Source organism: Paraburkholderia ferrariae NBRC 106233 (assembly GCF_000685035.1).
Taxonomy (GTDB): Bacteria; Pseudomonadota; Gammaproteobacteria; order Burkholderiales; family Burkholderiaceae; genus Paraburkholderia; species Paraburkholderia ferrariae.
Genome location: NZ_BAYB01000018.1, coordinates 20654 through 41691 on the forward strand (window position 1 = coordinate 20654; position 21038 = coordinate 41691).

The following is a 21038-nucleotide window of genomic DNA, read 5'->3' on the forward strand; positions in this document are numbered from 1 at the left end:
GGTGCTCGCCGCGGCCGCCCGGTGCTGCCGTGGGTGCTGCGTGGGTGCCGCGTTAGCTGCGTGCGTTGTGATCGACGAGGAACTTGACGAGGCCGTCGATGCCGCCCTTGGCGATCTGGTCGGCGAACTGCGTCTGGTACACCTGGATCAGCCAGGCGCCCATCATGTTGATGTCGTAGATCTTCCAGCCCGTGGCGGTGCGTTCGAGCCGGTAGTCGATGGCGTCGTCGCCGCCGTTGCTGATGACGTGCGACTGCACGACCGTATCCTTCGCGCCCGCCGCCGTGTTGGACGGCAGGAACTTGAAGGTCACCTCCGTATCGCGCAGTTGCGCAAGCGAGGACGCATAGGTCTTCACGAGCAGGAGCTGGAATTGCTCATACAGCTTTTGCTGCTGCTCCGGGGTGGCCGTGGTCCATGCCTTGCCGATGGCAATGCGGGTGGTGCGCTGGAAGTCGGTGGCCGGCACGAAATGGGTCTCGACCACCTGGGTGATCTTCGCCATGTCGCCGCCACGCGCCTGCGGGTCGGCCTGCATCGCCTTCACGGTGCCCTGCACGGCATCCTTGACGATGGCGTCGGGAGAACTCTGGGCATAGGCGGCACCCGACACGAAGGCGGCGGCGAGAAATGCGGTGAAATAACGTTTCATACGCTCATCGGGACAGTAAGATTCAAGCGCCGGGACGCGACGGGTGGCGGCCCGGCTGATCCAGTATAACGGCTTTGCCTGAGCGCCTTGTGTGTACAAGGCGCGCCGGGAAGGGAGAGGCCGGTATACTGACGCGCTTCGCCAGAAAAACCGTCATGGACAGGGCCCCCTCGCCTGTATGCTGAAGCCATTCATCATCCACCTCGTCGCCTGGTCAGTGCGCCGCGCGGCGTGGGTCATCGCACTCGCGCTCGTACTGGCCGCGCTTAGCGGCGTGTACGTCGTCAAACATTTCAAGATCAATACCGATGTCAGCGGGCTCGTCGAGAACGACGCGCAATGGTCCGCGCTCGGCGACGCCATCGACAAAGCCTTCCCGCAGCGCGGCCAGTCGCTGCTCGTGGTGGTCGAGGCCGACGCGCCCGAACTCGCCGACGCCGCCGCCGACAAGCTCGCCGACGCGCTGAGGCAGGACCCGCGCGAATTCAGCGAGATCTCGCAGCCCGCGGGCGGTCCGTTCTTCGAGCACAACGGCCTGCTGTTCCCTTCCACGGCCTCGGTGCTCTCCACCACGGGCCAGCTCGTGCAGGCGCGCCCGCTCGTCAACCAGCTCGCCAAAGATCCCAGCCTGACCGGCCTTGCCGGCACGCTCACGACCACGCTGCTGCTGCCGCTCACGATTGGCCAGGTGAAGCTGCCCGACATGGCGCACCTGCTCGGCAGCGCCGCCGACACGCTCGATCAGGTGCTGGCCGGCAAGCCGGCCGCGTTCTCGTGGCGCGCGCTCGTCGACAAGGACGCGGCGAAGAAGCCCGCGTTCGCGTTCGTCACGGTGCAGCCGGTGCTCAACTACGCGGCGCTGAAGGCCGCCGCGAGCGCCTCGCAGACGATCCGCAACACCGCCGCCTCGCTGCATCTCGATGTCGAGTACGGCGCCCGCGTGCGCCTGACCGGCGAACAGCCGCTCGCCGACGAAGAGTTCGCCTCGGTGGAGGACGGCGCCGCGTTCAACGGCGCGATCACGGCCGTCGTCGTGCTCGTGATCCTCTGGCTCGCGCTGCGCTCGGGCAAGCTGATCGGCGCCGTGCTCGTCACGCTCGTGATCGGCCTCGTCATCACGGCCGCGCTCGGCCTCATGATGGTCGGCTCGCTCAACATGCTCTCGGTCGCGTTCATGGTGCTGTTCGTGGGCCTCGGGGTGGACTTCGGCGTGCAGTTCGGCGTGAAATACCGCGAGGAGCGCCACCAGGACGAACGGCTCGACGCGGCGCTCCTCAAGACCGCGCGCGTGATCGGCGTGCCGCTCACGCTGGCCGCCATCGCGGTGGCCGAAAGCTTCTTTTCCTTCCTGCCCACGGCCTACAAGGGCCTCTCCGAGCTCGGCCAGATCGCGGGCGTGGGCATGTTCGTCGCGTACTTCGCGAACATGACCGTGCTGCCCGCGCTCATCAGCGTGTTCAAGCCGCACGGCGAGAAAACGTCCCCCGGTTTCGCGTTCCTCGCGCCGGTGGACAAGTGGCTTGCCGATCATCGCAAGCCGGTGCTGATCGGCACGCTCGTGGTGGTGGTGGGCGCAACGCCCCTGCTGCTGCACCTGCGCTTCGACTTCAACCCGCTGCACCTGAAGGACCCGCACACCGAATCGATGGCGACGCTGATTGCGCTGAAGGATTCGCCCGTTATCTCGATCAACGACGTGAGCGTGCTCGCGCCGACCCTGACCGACGCCGACCGGATCGCCGCGAAGCTCGCGAAGCTGCCGGAAGTGGCGCGCGCCACGACGCTCAGCTCGCTGATCCCCGACGACCAGCAGCAAAAGCTGATGCTGATTTCGAGCGCGGCGCAGCAGTTGCTGCCCGCACTCACGCAGCAGCCGGCCTCGCCCGCGACCGACGCGGTGCGGGTGGACACGCTCAAGCGCGCGGCGAACCAGCTGACGCTGGCCGCGGGCGACCATCCGGGACCGGGTGCCGCCGAAGCGCAGCATCTTTCGGCTGCGCTGACGAAGCTCGCGAACGCCGACGCCGCCACGCGCGATCGCGCCGAAAAAGCTTTCAGCCTGCCGCTCAGGCTCGCGCTCGCGCAGCTCGCGCGCCTGTTGCAGCCCTCGCCGATCACGCGCGAAACGCTGCCGCCCGGGATGGTGCGCGACTGGGTGGCGCCGACGGGCCAGGCGCTCGTGGACGTCGCGCCCCGCGTGCCCGCGGGCGTCGATCCCGGCGACGACCAGATGCTCGCGCGCTTCTCTCACGCGGTGAAGGCCGCGGAGCCGGGCGCCATCGGCGGCCCCATCTCGATCCTGCATTCGGCGAACGTGATCATCCTCGCGTTCCTGCAGGCGGCGGCCTGGTCGGTGCTGCTCATCACGGCGCTGCTGTGGATCACGCTGCGCCACTTCGGCGACGTGCTGCGCACGCTGATTCCTCTGCTGGTTTCGGCGCTCGTGACGCTCGAACTGTGCGTCGTGCTCGGCATCCAGCTCAATTTCGCGAACATCATCGCGCTGCCCCTGATGCTGGGCGTGGGCGTCGCGTTCAAGATCTATTTCGTGATGGCTTGGCGCTCGGGCCAGACGGGCCTGCTCCATTCGAGCCTCACGCACGCAGTGCTGTTTTCCGCCGCCACCACGGCCACCGCATTCGGAAGCCTGTGGCTTTCGCACCATCCGGGCACGTCGAGCATGGGCAAGCTGCTCGCGCTGTCCCTCTTCTGTACGCTGATTGGCGCTGTGGTCTTCCAGCCGGTGCTGATGGGCAAGCCGCGCGTGACAAAACGCACAAGAACGCAACCCCAGGGGATCGACCGATGAACAAGAAACAAGCCGCGCTCACCATGGCGGCGGCGAGCCTGACGATCCTCGTGACGTCGGGCTGCGCAACGGGCCCCAACCGCAAGCCGGAAGATCCGTTCGAACCGGCGAACCGCGCGATCTTCAAGTTCAACGACGTGCTCGACACCACGGTCGCGCAGCCGATCGCCAAGGGCTACCAGAAGGTGACGCCGCAGCCGCTGCGCCAGGCGATCAGCAACTTCTTCTCGAATCTCGGCGACGTGAGCAACTTCGCCAACGACCTGCTGCAGCTAAAGATCACCGACGCCACCGAAGACCTCATGCGCCTCGCCATGAACACGACGTTCGGCATAGGCGGCCTGATCGACTTCGCCACGCCCGCGGGCCTGCCCAAGCACCACCAGGACTTCGGCCTCACGCTCGGGCGCTACGGCATGCCGGCGGGCCCGTATCTCGTGCTGCCGCTCTTCGGGCCCAGCTCGGTGCGCGACGGCATCGGCATGGGCGTCGACGTGAAGTTCAACGTGCTCAACTACATCGAACCGGCCGTGCGCAATCCGCTGTACGTCACGCAGTTCGTCAGCACGCGCGCGGACCTGCTGGGCGCAACCGACCTGCTTTCGCAGGCGGCACTCGACAAGTACTCGTTCGTGCGCGACGCCTACCGCCAGCAGCGAGAATCGTTGCTGCGCGGCTCGCAGTCGGGCACCCAGGGTCTGCCGAACTATGGCGATCCGGGGCAGTCGGGCAGTTCGGGGGCTCCGGGGAATTCGAACGGACTGCCGAATTATGAGGACCCGGGCGATACAGGCGGCGCGGGCGGATCGAACGCGCCGGCCGGCAAGGGCGGGGATAGCCAGAACAACGGCCTGCCGAATTACGAGGATCCGGGCGAATCGAGCGCGGCGGCGCCGGCTGCAGCTGCATCTGGCGCTGCGGCGCAGGCATCGGCTGCGGCATCGGCCGCCGATGCGGTCGCGAAGCCCGCCGCACCGGCTCCGGCCTCGGCGCCCTGACTGGCGCGCGCGGCCTCGCCGCCGTTTCGCGACCTGCGTAGCCGTTGCTGAACAGGCGCGGGCGCGGCTGCGGCGAGCTGCTCATCGTACTTCGCCATGAAAAACACCCCAAAGATTGGATCGGTGTCCAACTTTTGGGGTGCAGTTCACACAGACGCCTGGTCTGCCGGGGGTTTTCGTTTCGGCGCTTCGCGAACGGACTCGGCGCTTAATGCACCGCGTCCTCTTCCCGCTCCTCTTCCGAACCGACCGCCTCGATCGCGTCCGCCGCCGTCTGCACGTTCCGGCGATAGCGCTCATAGGCTTCGTCGGCGTAGCGGATGCGCTCGCGGCCGTGCGGCGCGGGCTTGCCGTCTTCGCCCAGGTTCACGAACACCATCTTTTCGATCGTCAGGATGCTCTTGCGCGTGATCTTGTTGCGCACTTCGCAGCGCAGCGTGATCGACGAGCGGCCGAAGTCCGTGGCCGTCATGCCCAGTTCGATGATGTCGCCCTGGCGCGCCGAGCTCACGAAGTTGATTTCCGAGATGAACTTGGTCACCACCCGCTGGTTGTCGAGCTGGCAGATGGCGTAAATGGCGGCTTCTTCGTCGATCCAGCGCAGGAGGCTGCCGCCGAACAGCGTGCCGTTCGGGTTCAGGTCTTCAGGCTTGACCCACTTGCGAGTGTGAAAATTCATGGCTGCAATCCCCTTCGAATGTGATCCGTCCCCGGGCCGGAACGCGAACCGAGGGTTAACACCTAGATATTACCAGAGATAAGGGTTTTCCCTAGTCTTTCAATATTCCAGATGGATCACACGGGAAAAAGCGCCCGGGAGCTCACCAGTACGCTGCGCGCGGTGGCGAGCGTCTGGCGCGCGGCCTTCGCATCGGCGGCGACGCGCAGCAGGCCGCCTAGCTGGGAGGGGTCGCGGGCCAGTTCGCGCAGAACCGGCAGGACCGCCGTCGATCCGTCGTCGCGCAGGCCGGCCATTGCCGCCTTCGGCAGGCTGCGCCACGCGGGATCGACAATCGCGCGGCACACCGTGAACGGCAGCCCGCGTGCGGCCGCCGCGGCGGCGGCCAGATGCGATTCCATATCGACGGCCAGCGCGCCGCCCGTCGATTGATGGAGCGCCGCCTTGCCGTCCGCGCCGACGACGGGCGCCGCGACCGCGGCCTGCACGCCGCGCCGCACGCGCGCGGCGAGCGGCGAGTCCGCCAGCGCGCGGGCGAGCCGCTCGGTCCACGTGGCGTCGGTGTCGATGCGGCCGAAGGGGCCGTCCACGGCGTCGGCAATCACGAGCGTGCCCGGCTCCAGATCCGGCGCGAGGCCGCCCGCCGTACCGAAGCTGACGACGCCCGACGCCCCGCGCTCCAGCGCCGCCGTGAGCGCGCGTTCGAGCAGGTCGGCGCGCGCCGCATAGACGGCGCTCACGCCGTCGCGCGAATTGCCCTGCGCGATGGCCGCTTCGAATGCCATGCCTGCGACCGCGATCACGGGCCGCGCGGATGCTGTCGCGCTCATCGTCACATCCCGACCGTCACGAGCGTCGTGCCGCTACGCCTGAGGCTGCGGTAGCGCGCGAGTGCCCACAGCGGGAAGAACTTGCGATAGCCGTGATAGCGCAGATAGAACACGCGCGGGAAACCCGTGGCCGTGAAGCGCGTTTCGTCCCACAGGCCGTGCTCGCGCTGGGCGTTCTGCAGCCACGCGATGCCGCGCGCCACGGCCGGATGATTCACCGCGCCCGCCGCCATCAGGCCGAGCAGCGCCCAGGCCGTCTGCGAGGCCGTGCTCGTCGCGCGCTCGTAGCCGCGGTAGTCGAGCTTGTAGCTCGTGCCGTCTTCGCCCCAGCCGCCGTCCTCGTTCTGGATCTGCACGAGCCAGTTCACGGCGCGCTTCATGCGCAGGTCGTCATGCGCAAGGCCGGCCGCGTTCAGCGCGCACAGCGCCGTCCACGTGCCGTAGATGTAGTTCATGCCCCAGCGGCCATACCAGCTGCCGTCGGCTTCCTGGTCTTCGAGGATGTAGTGATAGGCGCGGCGGGCGGGTTCGCTGGCGGCCGGCAACTCGCCGATCTGCGCGAGCATCGAGAGGCAGCGGCCCGAAACGTCGACGGTCGGCGGATCGAGCAGCGCGCCGTGATCCGAGAACGGAATGTTGTTCAGGTAGTACTGCGTGTTCTCCGGCTCGAATGCGCCCCAGCCGCCGTTGCTGCTCTGCATGCCCACCACCCATTCGCGCGCGCGGGCGATGGGTTCGTCGTACGACTTCGTCTTGTCGAGCACGTCCACGCGGTGCATCGCCATCGCGACGACGGCGGTGTCGTCGACGTCGGGGTAGTGCGGGTTCGCGTACTGGAACGCCCAGCCGCCCGGGCGGATATCGGGACGGCGCGAGATCCAGTCGCCGCGCACGTCGAGAATCTGCAGCGGGCGCAGCCATTCGAGGCCGCGGCGCGCGGCCTGCTCGGCGCGCGGCTCGCCGGTTTCGAGCAGCGCGTGCGCGGCGAGCGAGGTGTCCCACACGGGCGAGAGACAGGGCTGGCAGTAGGCCTCGTCCTCGTGGATCACGAGCAGCTTTTCGAGCGACTGGCGGGCGATGGCGCGGTGCGGGTGGTCGGCGGGGTAGCCCAGCACGTCGTACATCATCACCGAGTTCGCCATGGCCGGAAAGATCGCGCCCAGGCCATCCTCGCCGTTCAGGCGTTCGTCGACGAACGCCACGGCCGCGTTGATCGCGCGCTGGCGCAGATAGTTCGGGAACAGCGGATCGGTCACGCGCAGCACGCCGTCCACGGCGCGAAAGAAGGCGAACCAGCCCTTGCTCTGGTGGCCGGCGCGCTTGTTCAGGCCCGTGGAAACCGGCGCGCCGTGGAACAGTTCGTCGATGCGCACGCCGCGCGGATTCTTCGCGACCGGCCGCTTCGCGTTCAGGACGAGGAGCGGCACGATCACGGTGCGCGCCCAGTACGACACCTTCGAAAGGTGGAACGGGAACCACTTGGGCAGCAGCATGATCTCGACCGGCATCATCGGCACTGCGTACCACGTCACCACGCCGAAGAGGGCCAGCAGGATACGCGTGAAGACGTTCACGGACTCCGCGCCGCCGGCCGCCAGGATCGCCGCGCGCGCGCGGACCATGTGCTCGGCGTCTTCCGCGTCGCCGGCCATCTTCAGCGCGAAGTAAGCCTTCACGCTCGCGCTCACGTCCATGGCGCCGTCGGTGAAGAGCGGCCAGCCGCCGCCCGGGAGCTGGATACGCCGCAGGTAGCGCGCGATCTTCTGCTCGAGTTCGAGATTCGGCGTCTCGCCGAGGTAATGCACGAGCAGCACGTATTCGGCCGGAATCGTGGCGTCGGCTTCGAGTTCGTAGACCCAGTGGCCGTCGGCCTGCTGTTGCGCGAGCAGCGCGTCGGTCGCGCGCGTGATGGAGGCGTCCAGCGCGTCGGCGGGCGCTGCAAGCGTGGCGGCCGGCGGATCGGCGGCGGTGGCGAGGCCGCTCGCGAGGTCGTCGGTCGGTACGGCTTGGGAGAGGTCGTTCATCGGTGTTCCATGTTTTCTGTCAGCAGCAGATCCGCAGCCTTGCGGCCGGAGCGGATCGCGCCTTCGATCGTCGCGGGCAGACCGGTAGCCGTCCAGTCGCCTGCGAGCATCAGGTTGTTCCAGCGGGTGCGCGTCGCGGGACGGCGCAATTCCTCTTCGGGTACGGCCGCGAAGGTCGCGCGCGGCGCGGCCACGATCTGCCAGGACGGCAACGGGTCCACGGGCAAGGTCGCCGCCGCGGCCACGTCCGCCCAGACTTTCCGCGCCAGGGTTTCGGCGGGCAGGTCGAGCACGGCATGCGCGTCGTGTATCGTCGTCGAGATGCGCCCGTGCGAGACCACCAGCCAGTCGGCCGTGCCGTGCACGAAGGCCATCGGCGCCGCGAGCCCCGGCGGCGGCTCCACGGCGAAGTGCACGTCGACGATCGCGGTATAGCGCCGCGGCGTCTGGATCGCGGGCACGAGCGCCGCTGCGGACTCGGGCGGCACGGCCAGCACGGCCGCCTCGCCCTCGCCGAGCGTCACGCGGCCCGCGGCGAAATCGAGTGCGGCGACGCGGCCCGCCGCGTCGTCGTACACGATCTCCTTGAGCGGCGCGTCGAGCCGGATGGCCGCGCCGCCGTGCTGCAGCATGCGCAGCGCCGGATCGACGAACGCGCTCGACAGGCCGCTCCTCGCGAAGAGCGGCCGGAAGGCCTCGCCGCCCGCCGCGAGTGCTTCGCGCAGCAGGGTCGCCGCCAGTTCGGCGCTCGCCACGCGCGGCTCGACGTTGAGCCCCGCGAGGAAGAACGGGCGCAGCAGCCGGTCCCACAGCGTGCCGTCGCAGCGCATGCTCTGCGCGAGCGTGCGGCCGGGCTTGGCGAACAGCAGCGGCAGCAGCGCGAGATAGTCGACCGCCCTCGTGCCCGGCACGCGCGCGTTCGCGTCGCCGATCCAGAACGGCACGCGCCCGCGCGAGAAGCGCACGGCCCAGCGGGCTCGGGTTGCGACGTCCATGAACGCGAAGTCCTGCTGCGCGGAACCGACCAGTTCATCGGCCGCGCCGATCGCCCGCGTGTAGTCGACGATGGCCGTATGACCGGCCAGCATCAGGTGACTGCCGCTGTCGAGCGTCGCCCCAAACGTGCGGTCGTAAAACGACCGGCACCGTCCACCCGCCTGCGAGCCCGCCTCGTACAGCGCAACCTGCACGCCGCGCCGCTGCAGCCGCACGGCCGTCGCGAGGCCCGCGAGCCCCGCGCCGATCACGTGGACGAGCCTCGGGGGCATCAGAGCAACGCGTAGCGCGCGACGATCCACATCAGCCGCGCGCGCGGCTTGCTGATTTTCGTGCGCGGCAGATCGAAGCCGCGTTCCAGCGTGCGCTCGAGCAGCACGCGATACACCCCCGACATGATGCGCGGCGCCTTCACCTGCGCGCGCGGCACGCCGTCCATGATCGCGTCGGCGCGCGCGAAATGCTGCTTCGCGCGCTCGGCGAGCGTGGCGCACACGCGCGGCAGCGACGGATCGGCGGCGATCTCGTGCGGATTCGAGGCCGCGATGCCCTCGCGCGCGAGCAACTCGCGCGGCAGGTAGCAGCGGTTGATGTCCGCGTCCTCGTCGATGTCGCGCAGGATGTTCGTGAGCTGCAGCGCGCGGCCGAGGTGGTGCGACAAGGCGATGCCAGGGGCCTCGGCCATCCCGAATATCCTCACCGAAAGGCGCCCCGCCGCGCTCGCCACGCGGTCGCAGTAGAGATCGAGCGTGTTCTCGTCGGGCGCGCAGATGTCTTCGGCGGCGTCCATGGCCATGCCGTCGATCATCGCGTGGAAGTCCTCGCGGCGCAGGCCGAACGTGTGAATCTGGCGCGTGAGCGGCGCCAGCGCCGCGGGCGGCGTGCCGGCGTAGCAGGCGTCGATGTCGGCGCGCCAGCGGTCGAGGCCGGCCGCGCGCTGGGCGCGAGGCAGGTCGCTGTCGGCGATGTCGTCCACGGCGCGGCAGAACGCGTACACCTGGTACATGGCGTCGCGCTGCGCCGCGGGCAGAATGCGCATCGCCAGATAAAACGAGCTGCCCGACGAGGCGGCGGCAGCGTCGGTTTGTTGTGTATCGTCCACGACGAGGTTGGAAACGGCCAAGACGATCTCCGCAGGGGCGCCCGCACACGGGGCTTTTCAGATATTCGGGCCCGCGGGCGGCGGGTCGCCCGCGCGCACGGACGGGCCGCGGACACGCTGGAGGCAGCCGGCCGCGGGACGTCTTACAGGCGCTCGCGCGCGGCCGGAAACGGGCAAAAGTATATCAATCTTTGCCTGGCACCGCAGTCCGGAACCCCCGCCGGCGCGCGCCGGTGGGCGCCGTAGCCCGGGTTTCGATGGTTAAAGCGCGGAGAAAAGGTGCGAAAGCGGAAAGTGCGACCCCGTGGCCTCGCCCTGTCCCGGGCGGGCTGACACGCGGCCTGATGTGGCCTGATGCAGCCTCAGGCGAGCGCCACCGACCGGTTGCGCCCCTGGCGCTTGGCGCGATACAGGGCCGCATCGGCCTCGTTGACGATGCCCTCGTAGCCGGGCGCGCCGGGCCGCGCGGTGGCGGCGCCCACGCTGGCCGTGACCGGCACGACCACGCCCTGCACCTCGACCGGCGTATCGCCGATCGTCTTGCGGATCTTCTCGGCAACCCGCATGGCGTCGCCGATGGGCGTGCAAGGCAAAAGAAGGGCGAATTCTTCCCCGCCGAAGCGGCCGAACACATCCTCCTTGCGCACGACGTTCGCGACCCGCTGCGCCATCACGCGCAGCACCGTATCGCCGGCAACGTGGCCGAACTGGTCGTTAATTTTCTTGAAGTGGTCGAGATCGAACAGCAACACCGACAATTCGCCGCCGTAGCGCTGCCAGCGCGAAAACTCCTCGGCCAGCCGGGTCTCGAAATAGCGCCGGTTGGCGATGCCGGTCAGGCCGTCGCGGTCGGCGTAGTCGCGCAGCTTCGCCACGGCCTCTTCGCGCTCGCGCTGCACGACGCTCACATGCGTCACGTCGGAGATCGTCACGCACACGGCGACCACCTCGCGCTCGCGCATGAGCGGCATGAAGGTGCAATCCTGCTGCATGTAGTCCACGCCGCCCGTGATGGGCCGGTCGTGGTCGAACTTGAAGAGGTAGGGCCGCTGTTCCCAGGAGCTGAACGCAAAGCTGCCGAGCTGGAACACGCTTTCGATCTTGCGCGTGAGCCACGCGCGCGGCAGTTCGGGGAAGGTTTCGAAGATGGAGCGGCCGATCACCTCTTCGGCGGCGCGCCGGCTGTGGTCCTGCATGAAGCGGTTCCACATCAGGACCTTCATCTCCCGGTCCAGCACGAAAATGCCGAAACCGACCCGCTCGACAACGAGATCCGACAGCGACGGCAAGCCAGCGTGTGCGTTCATAAGCTATGCAGCAAGGTATCGATCGCCCGGCTCACGTGGTGGATGGATTCCTCGGCCATCAGCATGACGAGGTGCGCGCGGAAGCGATGGTCTTCCAGCGCGAAGTTCACTTCGACGAGCAGGGCGAGGTCCCAGGCGAGCAGCCCCGGCTGGAACACTTCATCGAGCGTGACCCCCTCGCCCAGCAGGCCCGGCGCCGTGAAGTCCGGCAGCCGCCCGAGCTGGTCGAGCATCGACGACACGCACGCGCCCGTCAGCACGTTCGCGACGTCGAAAATCAGTTCTTCTTCGGTGAGCGCGTCGCTCGACGATTCCGCGTAGGCGCCGCCGATCAGCGCGCCCAGTTCGGCGATTTCGCCGCTGCGGCAGATCACGAGCGCCTCGCCCTTGATCTCCGAGCGAAAGCCCTGGCGCACGGCCGTCACCGGGCCGTCGATGCCGGTCATCTCGCGCAGCGCCAGCGCCGCCTCGCGCACCGCGACCACGCGCACGCGCGGCACCGAAAGCTCGATGAACGCGTCGAGCAGCCCCGACAGCCGCGTGGCCGCCTGACCCATGCCGAGATTGGCGATTTCCTGGAGCGCGTCGCGCTGCAATTCCGTGAAGACTCGATCAGGCATACAACCCGTACTCCTTGAGGATGGGTAGCAGCGCCTCCTGGGTGACCGGCTTCGCGACAAACGCCGCCGCCCCGAGCGCACGCACGCGTTCCTGCGCGAGCGGCTGGATATCGGCGGACACCACGATTACGAAGGAATTCAGGTCCTCTTGCTGCAACGCTTCGAGAACCTGAAAACCCGTCATGTCGGGCATCGTGAGGTCGAGAAACATGACCTCCGCACGGCCGGCGCGGTAGAGCGCCAGCGCCTCGTGTCCGTTCGACGCGTACGAAATCTCGACGTCCCAATCCTCGGGGAGTGCCTTTGTGAGGACCTTCCGGGCGAGCAGCGAATCGTCGGCGATCACGATGGGCAAGGACATGAGTATGCTGATTGAGTGTGCGTTAGACGGAATGCATTGTGACGGTTTAACGGCGGCGCGAACGCTTTCTTTAGGCGCGACGGTGCAAGATGGGTCCGGCAGCAGGCGGAAGCCGGGCCGCGCACGTGGGGGCAAGCCCCGTTGGGCGCGCCTTGCGGCCGTTCGATCCTGTCTGGCATGAAAAAACCACCCCGTACGACACCGTGCGCAAAACCGCACGATGAACGGCGCCCAATTTAGAGCACCTTAATTGGCGTGAGCGCGATTTTCGATTCAATTGGAGTGAAATGCAACTCGCCAATAAAGATTAATCGAACAGAATTAACTCCATTTTCCCGATTCCTTGCAAATAAACGATCCCTCCCCTAAATAAAGACCGACGATTATGCCTTTGTGTACGTTTGCGCTTCGCGGATTTTCGCGAATTCAGTCAGGCAGGAGAAAATATCTCCGGACCGCTGCCGCGGGCGGAGCCGATGCGCTCTGCGGCGGCCTCGCCGGCTCCGGCGTAGCGTGGGCGCGCGGGCCTGGTCGTTTATCATGTCGTGAGATTTTGTTGTCTGCCTCACCTTCCGGCCCTCCCCACGATGACCCCTGACCGGCCCGCGCGGCCCGACGATCGCACCGCAACGCCGCACCGCAGCGACGACCCGCCGTTTCCGGCCGCACCCGGCCACGACTTCACGGTGCGCCGCCGCACGCTGATCGCGCTGCTGCTCGCCGCGATCGTGCTGCCGTGCGCGTATGTCGCCGCGATGGCCTACAGCGACCTGCGCGCCCGCGAGGCCGACGCCACGGACACCACGCTGCGCACCGTGCGCGTGGCGGAAGAGCACGCCCTGAAGGTGTTCGACCTGAACGAGGCGCTCGACGCGCGGGTGGTGGAACTCGTGGAAGGCCTCGACGACGACGGTATCCGCGCCACCGAAACCGAGATCCACGAAAAGCTCGACGCCATCGGCGGCGGCTATCCGCAGGTGGCGGCCGTGTCGATCTTCGGCCGCGATGGCGACCTGCTCGCGAGCAGCCGCTTTTCGCCGCCGCCGCGCGTCTCGATCGCCGCGCGCGAAGACTTCACCGGCATTCGCGACGGCCGCATGGTCGATCACGTCTCGCGCGTGATGGCCGGCCAGGCGAGCCACGAAACCGTCTTCAACATGGGCGTGGCGCGCAACGACGACGCCGGCGCTTTCGCAGGGATCGTCTCCGTCGCGCTGCGGCCCGGCTACTTCAAGGACTTCTACCGCGACCTGCTGGGCGCCGGATCGCCCATGGACATGGGCCTCGTGCGCAGCGACGGCTCGCTTCTCGCCTTCTATCCGCCGCCGCGCGCCAGCGCCGCCACGACCATCACCGCGGGCTCGCCGCTCGCCGCCGCCCTCGCGCGCGGCGCGGAATCCGGCGTCGTGCGCATGCACTCCCAGCTCGTGGACGACGACGTGATCCTCGCGTACCGGCGCGTGGGCGGATACCCGGTGTACGTGTCGTGCGGCTACCGCGCGCAGGCGATCTGGGCCGCCTGGTGGCGTCATCTGAGCGTGCTGGTCGCCTCGATGTTCATCCCCTCCATCGCGCTCTGGTGCGTGATCTGGCTGTCGCTGCGGCGGCTCGCCGCTGAAGAGGAAGCCTGGGAGCGCTGGCAGGCCGAAGCCTCGATGCGGCGCTCGATCGAGTCCGCCTACCGCCAGGCGCGCAAGATGGAGGCACTCGGCAATCTCGTCGGCAGCGTCGCGCACGACTTCAACAACCTGCTGATGATCGTCTCCGCGAACGTCCAGATCGCGCGGCGCCGCGGCGCGCCCGGGCTCGACCGCGAGCTCTCGGCGGTCGAGCGGGCCCTCAAGAGCGGGCAGTCGCTCACGCGGCAGTTGCTCGGCGTCGCGCGCAAGCAGCCGCTGCGCAACGAGACCATCCACGTGGGCCGCTGGCTGCCCGCGTGCCGCGAACTGCTGTGCGCGTCGCTCGGCGCGAAGGTGTCGCTCGTGCTGGACGTGGACGAAGACGTCTGGCCCATTCTCGTGGATGTCGCCGAGCTCGAGCTCGCGCTCATCAACCTCGCCGTCAACGCGCGCGACGCCATGCCCAACGGCGGCCGCTTCACGGTGCGTGCGCGCAACATCGCCTTCCGGCCCGGCGAGGGCTTCCCGCTCGACGGCGACTTCGTGCAGATCACGCTCGAAGACACCGGCAGCGGCATGCCGCCCGAAGTGCTCGCGCGCGCCTTCGAACCGCTCTACACGACCAAGCCGAAGGGCATGGGCACGGGCCTCGGCCTGCCGCAGGTGTTCGCGTTCTGCGAGCGCTCGGGCGGGCTCGCCGCCATCGACAGCGCGATCGGTGCGGGCACCTCGGTGCACCTGTACCTGCCGCGCGCCCTCCATGCGCCCACGGCGCCGCAGCCGCCCGAACCGCTCGCCGACGAGGCACGCCCGCGCGAGGGGCTGCGCGTGCTGCTCGTGGAGGACAACGACGAAGTGGCGGCCGGCACCGAGGCGCTTCTCCAGATGATGGGCCACCAGGTGACCTGCGCCAACGACGCGGCGAGCGCGCTGCGCCTCGTCGAAGCGGCGCGGGCCGGCGAAGAAGACAAAGAGGACAAAGGGAGCGAAGCGGCGGGCAAAGCGGGCGCGCTGCACTTCGACCTCGTCATTTCGGACATCCACATGCCGGGGGAACTGAACGGCATCGATCTGGCGGAAGCCGTGCAGGCCATCGTGCCGGCCATGCCGATCATCCTCGTGACCGGCTACGCGGAGGAACTCGAACGCGCGCGCCATGCCGACGTGCGGGTGCTGTCCAAGCCGTTCGATATCGGCCTGCTCGAAAAGATGCTGGAGAAGATCCAGCGCGAGCAGCCGGCGCGGCAGGCGCGCGACGCGGCACTTTGACGGCGGCCCGCGGCAGCCGGACGGCAGGGCCGGGCGGGCGCGGCACGAGGATTGCGCGAGGATTGCGGTATCCCGCTGGGCGCAGTGCGCCGTTGAGGCGCATCATGTGAAGCTGATGTTGCACGTCATCGAGGAGGGCGCCATGAGACAGACCGTAACCGGTCGCTTCAAGACCTGGGACGACGCGCGGCACGCACAGGACGTGCTGATGGCGAAGGGCTTCGCCGCCGGCGATATCGAGTTGCCGGCGCATACGCAAGGCGTGCTCGCCGGGCTCGAAAGGCTTATGGCAAGCTTCTTTGCCGCCGATCCGCTCGCGGGCGGCACCGGAACCGGGCCGGCCGAGGCGTCGCCGCTCGCCCCCGGCGATACGGTCCTGCTGGCCGTTCACGTCGCGGACGATGGGCACGCCGAATTCGCGCGCGCCACGCTCGCCGAAGCCCGCGCGATCGAAGTCACGACCCGCGGCGACCCGTGGAACTGGGCAACCCGCGACGATGCGGCAACGCGCGAGCGTTCGGCCATCGACGAACTGGGGCTTGCCGACCTCGCCACGGCCGTCAGGCGGCGCGCGGCGGCAGCTTCATCGGCAACGGGCACGGCACAGGCACGCAAGGCTGCTGCTAACGCCCAGGCGGAGGCTGCTGCGCATGCGGCCAGGGCTGCGGCGGCGACCGCGGAGTCCAGCCAGCGGCACCGGTCCGACGCGGTGGCCTCGGCCAGCGCACCGGGCGCCGGTGCTGTCATGAGCCGTGGCGTCGAAGTGCCTGCCGCACCGGAGGCCACCCAGCCGGCAAAGGGCGCCGCGCCGCAGATTCCCGACGAGTTCCTCGAATACGAAGACGACACGCCCGCCCATCACCGGACGCTGCACTGACCTGCCCTTTAGCGGCCGAGCTGGAGCTTGACCCAGTCGACGTAGCGATCGACGAAGGTCTGCAGGAACTTGCGCGTATCGTCGTCGAGGATCTCGCCTTTCTCGTTGATCCGGCTCGCATCGTGCTTGATGAACATCTCGGGCTGGCCGAGCGTCGCGACATCGAGATACGCAAGGATGTTGCGCAAATGCTGCTGCGCGAGCGCCGTGCCGATCACGCCCAGCGACGTGCCGAGCACCGCGCCCGGCTTGCCGCTCCACGAATTCTTGCCCCACGGGCGCGAACCCCAGTCGATGGCATTCTTCAGCACGCCCGGCACGGAACGGTTGTACTCGGGCGTGACGAAGAGGAGCGCGTCCGCCGCCTCGATCTGCTGCTTGAGGTTGCGCGCGACTTCGGGGAAGTCGGCGTCGTAGTCCTGGCTGTATAGCGGCAGCGAGCCGATATCCAGAAACTCGAACGAGAAATCGGCCGGCGCCAGCGATGTCACGGCATGCGCCAGCTGACGGTTGAACGAGCCCTTGCGCAGACTGCCGACCACGACCGCGATTCGATAAGCCATCTCAGTGCCTCCGGTTGCGCGCGCGAAGCGCGGTGGAACAAGGCTTCATCATAGGCGCGCGGCCAATCCCGCGGTTGCAGGGTGACCACCTTGTGGATAACCTCGATGCATCGGGATTTATCCACAATTTCCGTGGAAAACCTTGTGGACAACATGGCCGCAGAGCCCGTGGCGCCGGGGGAAGCGTGGGATTGCCGCTAAAAAACGCAGTTGCCCAAATGTTGGGCGAAAGCGGCTTTCCGGCAGACCCGGCATCCGCCGGCTGCAGAAGAAAATCAGCCGGAAAGGTTCCACAGCGCGAGTGTCAGTACCAGTCCGACGACGGAAACGATCGTCTGCAGAATCGACCAGACGTACACGGTCTGCTTGAGTTGCAGGCCGAAGTACTCGCGCACCATCCAGAAGCCCGCGTCGTTGACCTGGCAGAAGAACACCGAACCGGCGCCGATCGCCAGCGCCATCAGCGAATTGTGCGTCACGCTCAACCCCGCTACGACGGGTGCGACGATGCCGGCGGTCGCCGTAGTCGCGACCGTTGCCGACCCCGTGGCCTGCCGCAGCGCGACGGCAATGAGCCAGGCGAGGAGCAGCAACGGCAGGTGCGTCCCCACGGCGATCTTGCCGATGGTCGTGCTGATGCCCGCGAGCACCAGCGCCTGCTTGAGACCGCCGCCCGCGCCGATGGTGAGGAGCAGCCCGGCGATGGGCGGCAGGCTCTTGCGCAGGATGCCGCCCACACGCTCGCGCGGCATGCCGCGCGACCAGCCGAGCGCGACGATGGCGAAGAGGACGGTCAAGCCCAGCGCGATCAGCGGCTCGCCGAGAAAGTCGAGCACTTCGAAGGCGAGCGTGTGCGGCACGAGCATCAGTTTCGCGACAGTGCGGCCCAGCATGAAAAGAGCCGGCAGCAGGATCGTGAACAGCGACACGCCGAAGCCGGGCGCCGCGAGTTGCGAATCGTGGCTCGAAAAGAGCTTGCCGAGATCCTCGGGTTCTTCGACATGCATGCGCTTCGACAGCCACGAACCGTAGAGCGGGCCGGCGAGCACGACAGCCGGAAGCGCGACGACGAGGCCGAGGCCGATCGTGATGCCGAGATCGGCGTGCAGCGCACTCACGGCGATCAGCGGACCCGGATGCGGCGGCAGCAGCGCGTGCAGCGTCGTCATGCCGGCGAGCGCGGGAATCGCGATGCGCAGGATCGGCTGCTTCGAGCGGCGCGCCATCACGAAGATGATCGGCACCATCATGACAAGGCCGACCTCGAAGAACAGCGGCAGGCCGATGATCACGGCGACGAGCGCCATCATCCACGGCAACGTGCGTGGCGTGGAGTGATCGAGCAGCGTGCTCACGAGCCGGTCGGCCGCGCCGGATTCGGCCATGAGGGCACCGAGCATGGCGCCGAGCGCGATGATGATCCCCACGTCGCCGAGCAATGCCCCCGCGCCCTTGCTGAAGGCCCCCGCAATCGCGTCGAGCGGCAGTCCCGCGGAAAAACCTGCCGCAAACGTGCCGACCAGGATAGACAGAAAAGGCGCGAGCTTCAGGACGCTGATGAGGACGACGATCAGCGCGAGGCCGAGCACGCACGACAGGATGAGGCGCGTGTCGTGAAACGACCAGGCCGACAGGGTGTTGAGGGATTCCACAGGGTTGTTCTCCTGGTTGTCGTTCGGGTGGGGCAGGCGTCGGGCGCTGGCTAGCCGCGCCCGGCTTCGGCTGCCGGATCGAACAGCGCAGCTACGTTCTCGGGGGGGCGGCCGATCACCGCGCGCGCGTTGCGCACCACGATGGGACGCTGCAGCAGGATGGGGTGCCGCGCAATTGCTTCGTAGAGCTGATCATCCGAAAGATCACTGCGTTCGAGGCCGAGTGCTGCGTATTCGGCCTCCCCGGAGCGGATCATGTCGCGTACGGAGCCGCCGAGCATGGCGTGCAGCGATCGCAGTTGCTCGACGGTGGGCGGCGTCTTCAGGTATTCGATGACCTCGACCGGTTCGTTGGCCTGGTTCAGGGTCGTGGCGACCAGCTCGCAGGCACCACGCGATTTGGAGCAACGAGGGTTGTGGTAGATCGTGATCATGTCTTCAGTGCGAGTCTTGGAATGTGGGCTTGCCAGGAGTGGGGGCCGCGCGCCTGGCGGTTGCGCGGCCCGTTGGCTGCGGGGCATTTTAGCTGGCGATGGGGCAACAAGGTGGGCAGCCCGAAGCACACCTCACAAGCGGTGAGGTTATTCGAGAGGGCCAATCGAAAGGGGCGGGCCACGTTCATTCGCTGTGTTGGCTCGCGCTTCTGAAAGGAGCTCGCGAGACCTCGATTTCAGGCGAGGGACTTTATGCGCATAAAGGGCGGCCGTGAGTCACTGCGATCCCAGCGCGATGCCCGCGGCCGTTTTCCCCTGATTCGATGCCCATACGGTGGGCCCGAAACCTTCCCTCCATCGACCGCGCGCAACCTTTATGCGCATAAACCTGGCCAAACGGCCAATTCGCCACGTCAAGATGCCAAAAGTCGTTGAATTGAAATTCATTCCAGGTAGAATCTCAGACAATTCGCAATAAGGAGAAAACCAATTGGCGGCAGAGATAATCGCAGTCACGCAGCAGAAGGGCGGGGTCGGCAAGAGCACGATCGCGATGCATCTCGGCGCTGCATTCCATGAGAAGGGCAAGCGCGTGCTCGTTGTGGATGCAGACGGCCAAAATACACTGGTTCACTGGGCCAGTGCATCGGGAGACGAAGAAGCAGGTATTCCGTTTCCCGTGGTTAATCTCTCAGAGGCCGGTGGCCAGATCCACCGGGAGATCAAGAAGTTCATCGGCGACTACGACATTATTGTCGTGGACTGCCCGCCATCGATTACCGAGAAAGTTTCGGGCGTCGTGCTACTCGCGGCTTCGGTTGCGGTCGTGCCGACGTCGTCTTCACCAGCCGATTACTGGTCGAGCGTGGGCCTCGTCAAGCTGATCCAGCAAGCCCAGGTCATGAACGAAGACCTGCGCGCCGTATTTCTGCTCAACAAGACCGAAGAAAAGCGCATGCTGACGCGCGAACTCAAGCGCGCGCTGGAAGAACTCGGCTTCCCATTGCTCCGAACGCAAATTCCCACTCGCGAAGCGTACAAGCAGGCCATGGCCCTCGGCCAGACGGTTCTGCAAATGAACGATCGTGGCGCGCGACTCGCCGCGACGGAAGTGCGCGCCGTCGCCGATGAAATCGCGGCGATGCTCCCCTGACTTTATGCGCATAAAGGACGCTGAATGAAACCCTCCCAATTTGCCAAAGGCTTTCAGGCGCGGCCTGACACTACCAGCAGCGAAAAGCGTACGGCGCTCGATCGCCTCAATGCAATCGACGGGCTCGTCGAGGACAAACCGGCCGCGTCGCGGCCCGTGACCGGCCGGTCGAGCCAGCCGTCCGTCGAAACCCGGGCTCCGGCCGAGCCCTCGATCGAGCCGGTGGAAAACGAATCCGCCGCCTATCGCGCGTGGCGCGTCGAGCATGCGTATCGGTCCGGGCAAATCATCGAGTTGCCGCTCAAGGCAATCAAGCCCAGCCCCTTCAATCCGCGTCACTTCTATCTGAAGTCGTCGATCGCCGAACTGGCCGTCAATCTCGCGAAGCAGGGGCAGCAGCAGGCCATTCACGTCATTCCCGACTACGCGACGCCCGGCAGCTACTACGTGAGCGACGGTGGCCGACGCGTGCGCGCGCTCAAGGAAGCGAACAAGGAAACGGTGAAGGCGATCGTCGTCGATCTGCCCATCGGCATTCAGAGCTACAAACTCGGCTACGACCTCAACGTTCAGCGCGATTCGCAGACCGTTTTCGATAACGCCGTAGTGTGGAAGCGTTTCATCGAGGAAAAATTCTTCCAGAGTCAGCGCGAGCTTGCCGATCATCTGGGACTCGACGAATCGACGGTGGCGGTTGCCCTCTCTATTGCGAAGCTTCCGGAAGCGATCATGCAGGAGATGGTTGCGCGGTCGGACCGGTTCGGTTCGAACATGGCGTATCAGGTGGGCCGCTATCACGGCGCGCGGGGCACGGAGGCCACGCTACGCCTCATCAACCGGATTCTCGCCGACGACCTGAGCACGCGCCAGGTTGCGGACATCGTCAAGGGCCGGTCAAGCGCGCAGGAAAGCCCGAAACCGGCCGGGCGCCAGCGTTACGCGCAGCGTCTCGAAATCAAGCTCGATGGTGTCGCCGTCGGCGATCTGAAGTCCTATGGCGACGACCGGATCGAACTGCGCCTGAAGGGTCTCAGCAAGGAGCGGCGCGACGACATCCTGCATCAGATCGAACAGATCCTGCAGGCCAAATAAG

General features: G+C 67.2%; 17 protein-coding genes and 2 pseudogenes. 7 read left to right on the forward strand and 12 right to left on the reverse strand.

The window, feature by feature from the left end; genetic code table 11:
- Positions 1-52: 52 nt before the first annotated feature.
- Entirely contained in the window at positions 53-652 is a 600-nt protein-coding gene (locus tag BFE01S_RS19405; protein ID WP_028226924.1) for an MlaC/ttg2D family ABC transporter substrate-binding protein, read from the reverse strand.
- Positions 653-830: 178 nt separating this feature from the next.
- Between BFE01S_RS19405 and hpnN the strand changes: the two genes are divergently transcribed.
- Both hpnN and BFE01S_RS19415 read left to right on the forward strand, forming a co-directional pair.
- Entirely contained in the window at positions 831-3461 is a 2631-nt protein-coding gene (gene hpnN / locus BFE01S_RS19410) for a hopanoid transporter HpnN (protein ID WP_028226925.1), read from the forward strand.
- Complete coding sequence (locus BFE01S_RS19415; RefSeq protein WP_028226926.1) at positions 3458-4459, forward strand: MlaA family lipoprotein; 1002 nt, start codon at positions 3458-3460, stop codon at positions 4457-4459. Before hpnN ends, BFE01S_RS19415 begins: the two co-directional genes overlap by 4 nt.
- A gap of 208 nt (positions 4460-4667) precedes the next feature.
- Here the strand turns inward: BFE01S_RS19415 and BFE01S_RS19420 are convergent, their stop codons facing one another.
- The 8 genes from BFE01S_RS19420 to BFE01S_RS19455 form a co-directional block, all read right to left on the reverse strand.
- Complete coding sequence (locus BFE01S_RS19420; protein WP_028226927.1) at positions 4668-5138, reverse strand: acyl-CoA thioesterase; 471 nt, start codon at positions 5136-5138, stop codon at positions 4668-4670.
- A gap of 116 nt (positions 5139-5254) precedes the next feature.
- Positions 5255-5968 (reverse strand): phosphorylase, encoded by a 714-nt coding sequence (locus BFE01S_RS19425; protein WP_042337988.1) that lies wholly within the window; start codon positions 5966-5968, stop codon positions 5255-5257.
- Between the two features lie 2 nt (positions 5969-5970).
- Entirely contained in the window at positions 5971-7992 is a 2022-nt protein-coding gene (gene shc / locus BFE01S_RS19430) for a squalene--hopene cyclase (RefSeq protein WP_028226929.1), read from the reverse strand.
- The gene (gene hpnE / locus BFE01S_RS19435; RefSeq protein ID WP_042337989.1) at positions 7989-9260 is read right to left on the reverse strand and encodes a hydroxysqualene dehydroxylase HpnE; all 1272 of its coding nucleotides are present in this window, start codon (positions 9258-9260) and stop codon (positions 7989-7991) included. The genes shc and hpnE overlap by 4 nt, the downstream gene beginning before the upstream one ends.
- Complete coding sequence (gene hpnD / locus BFE01S_RS19440) at positions 9260-10111, reverse strand: presqualene diphosphate synthase HpnD (protein WP_028226931.1); 852 nt, start codon at positions 10109-10111, stop codon at positions 9260-9262. The genes hpnE and hpnD overlap by 1 nt, the downstream gene beginning before the upstream one ends.
- Before the next feature lie 341 nt (positions 10112-10452).
- Positions 10453-11397 carry a sensor domain-containing diguanylate cyclase gene (locus BFE01S_RS19445; RefSeq protein ID WP_028226932.1) on the reverse strand — a complete coding sequence of 315 codons (945 nt, stop codon included), beginning with the start codon at positions 11395-11397 and terminating at the stop codon, positions 10453-10455.
- The gene (locus BFE01S_RS19450) at positions 11394-12017 is read right to left on the reverse strand and encodes a chemotaxis protein CheC (RefSeq protein ID WP_028226933.1); all 624 of its coding nucleotides are present in this window, start codon (positions 12015-12017) and stop codon (positions 11394-11396) included. Before BFE01S_RS19450 ends, BFE01S_RS19445 begins: the two co-directional genes overlap by 4 nt.
- Positions 12010-12378, reverse strand: a complete 369-nt coding sequence (locus tag BFE01S_RS19455; protein WP_028226934.1) for a response regulator — start codon at positions 12376-12378, stop codon at positions 12010-12012. The genes BFE01S_RS19450 and BFE01S_RS19455 overlap by 8 nt, the downstream gene beginning before the upstream one ends.
- A 587-nt stretch (positions 12379-12965) precedes the next feature.
- Between BFE01S_RS19455 and BFE01S_RS19460 the strand changes: the two genes are divergently transcribed.
- Together BFE01S_RS19460 and BFE01S_RS19465 are read left to right on the forward strand one after the other, a co-directional pair.
- Complete coding sequence (locus BFE01S_RS19460) at positions 12966-15266, forward strand: hybrid sensor histidine kinase/response regulator (RefSeq protein ID WP_028226935.1); 2301 nt, start codon at positions 12966-12968, stop codon at positions 15264-15266.
- 142 nt (positions 15267-15408) lie between these two features.
- Entirely contained in the window at positions 15409-16143 is a 735-nt protein-coding gene (locus BFE01S_RS19465) for a hypothetical protein (protein ID WP_156967079.1), read from the forward strand.
- Between the two features lie 8 nt (positions 16144-16151).
- Here the strand turns inward: BFE01S_RS19465 and BFE01S_RS19470 are convergent, their stop codons facing one another.
- The 3 genes from BFE01S_RS19470 to arsC form a co-directional block, all read right to left on the reverse strand.
- Positions 16152-16706 carry an NADPH-dependent FMN reductase gene (locus BFE01S_RS19470; protein WP_028226937.1) on the reverse strand — a complete coding sequence of 185 codons (555 nt, stop codon included), beginning with the start codon at positions 16704-16706 and terminating at the stop codon, positions 16152-16154.
- A gap of 275 nt (positions 16707-16981) precedes the next feature.
- Positions 16982-18358 (reverse strand): GntT/GntP/DsdX family permease, encoded by a 1377-nt coding sequence (locus BFE01S_RS19475; RefSeq protein WP_028226938.1) that lies wholly within the window; start codon positions 18356-18358, stop codon positions 16982-16984.
- Positions 18359-18408: 50 nt separating this feature from the next.
- Positions 18409-18792, reverse strand: a complete 384-nt coding sequence (gene arsC, locus BFE01S_RS19480) for an arsenate reductase (glutaredoxin) (RefSeq protein WP_028226939.1) — start codon at positions 18790-18792, stop codon at positions 18409-18411.
- A gap of 490 nt (positions 18793-19282) precedes the next feature.
- Between arsC and parA the strand changes: the two genes are divergently transcribed.
- The 3 genes and pseudogenes from parA to BFE01S_RS19490 form a co-directional block, all read left to right on the forward strand.
- Entirely contained in the window at positions 19283-19945 is a 663-nt protein-coding gene (gene parA / locus BFE01S_RS19485; RefSeq protein ID WP_028226940.1) for a ParA family partition ATPase, read from the forward strand.
- Between the two features lie 24 nt (positions 19946-19969).
- A pseudogene (locus BFE01S_RS46585) lies at positions 19970-20084 on the forward strand (ParB/RepB/Spo0J family partition protein); the annotation flags it as partial.
- Positions 20085-20176: 92 nt separating this feature from the next.
- A pseudogene (locus BFE01S_RS19490) lies at positions 20177-21037 on the forward strand (ParB/RepB/Spo0J family partition protein); the annotation flags it as partial.
- Between the last annotated feature and the right edge of the window lies 1 nt (position 21038).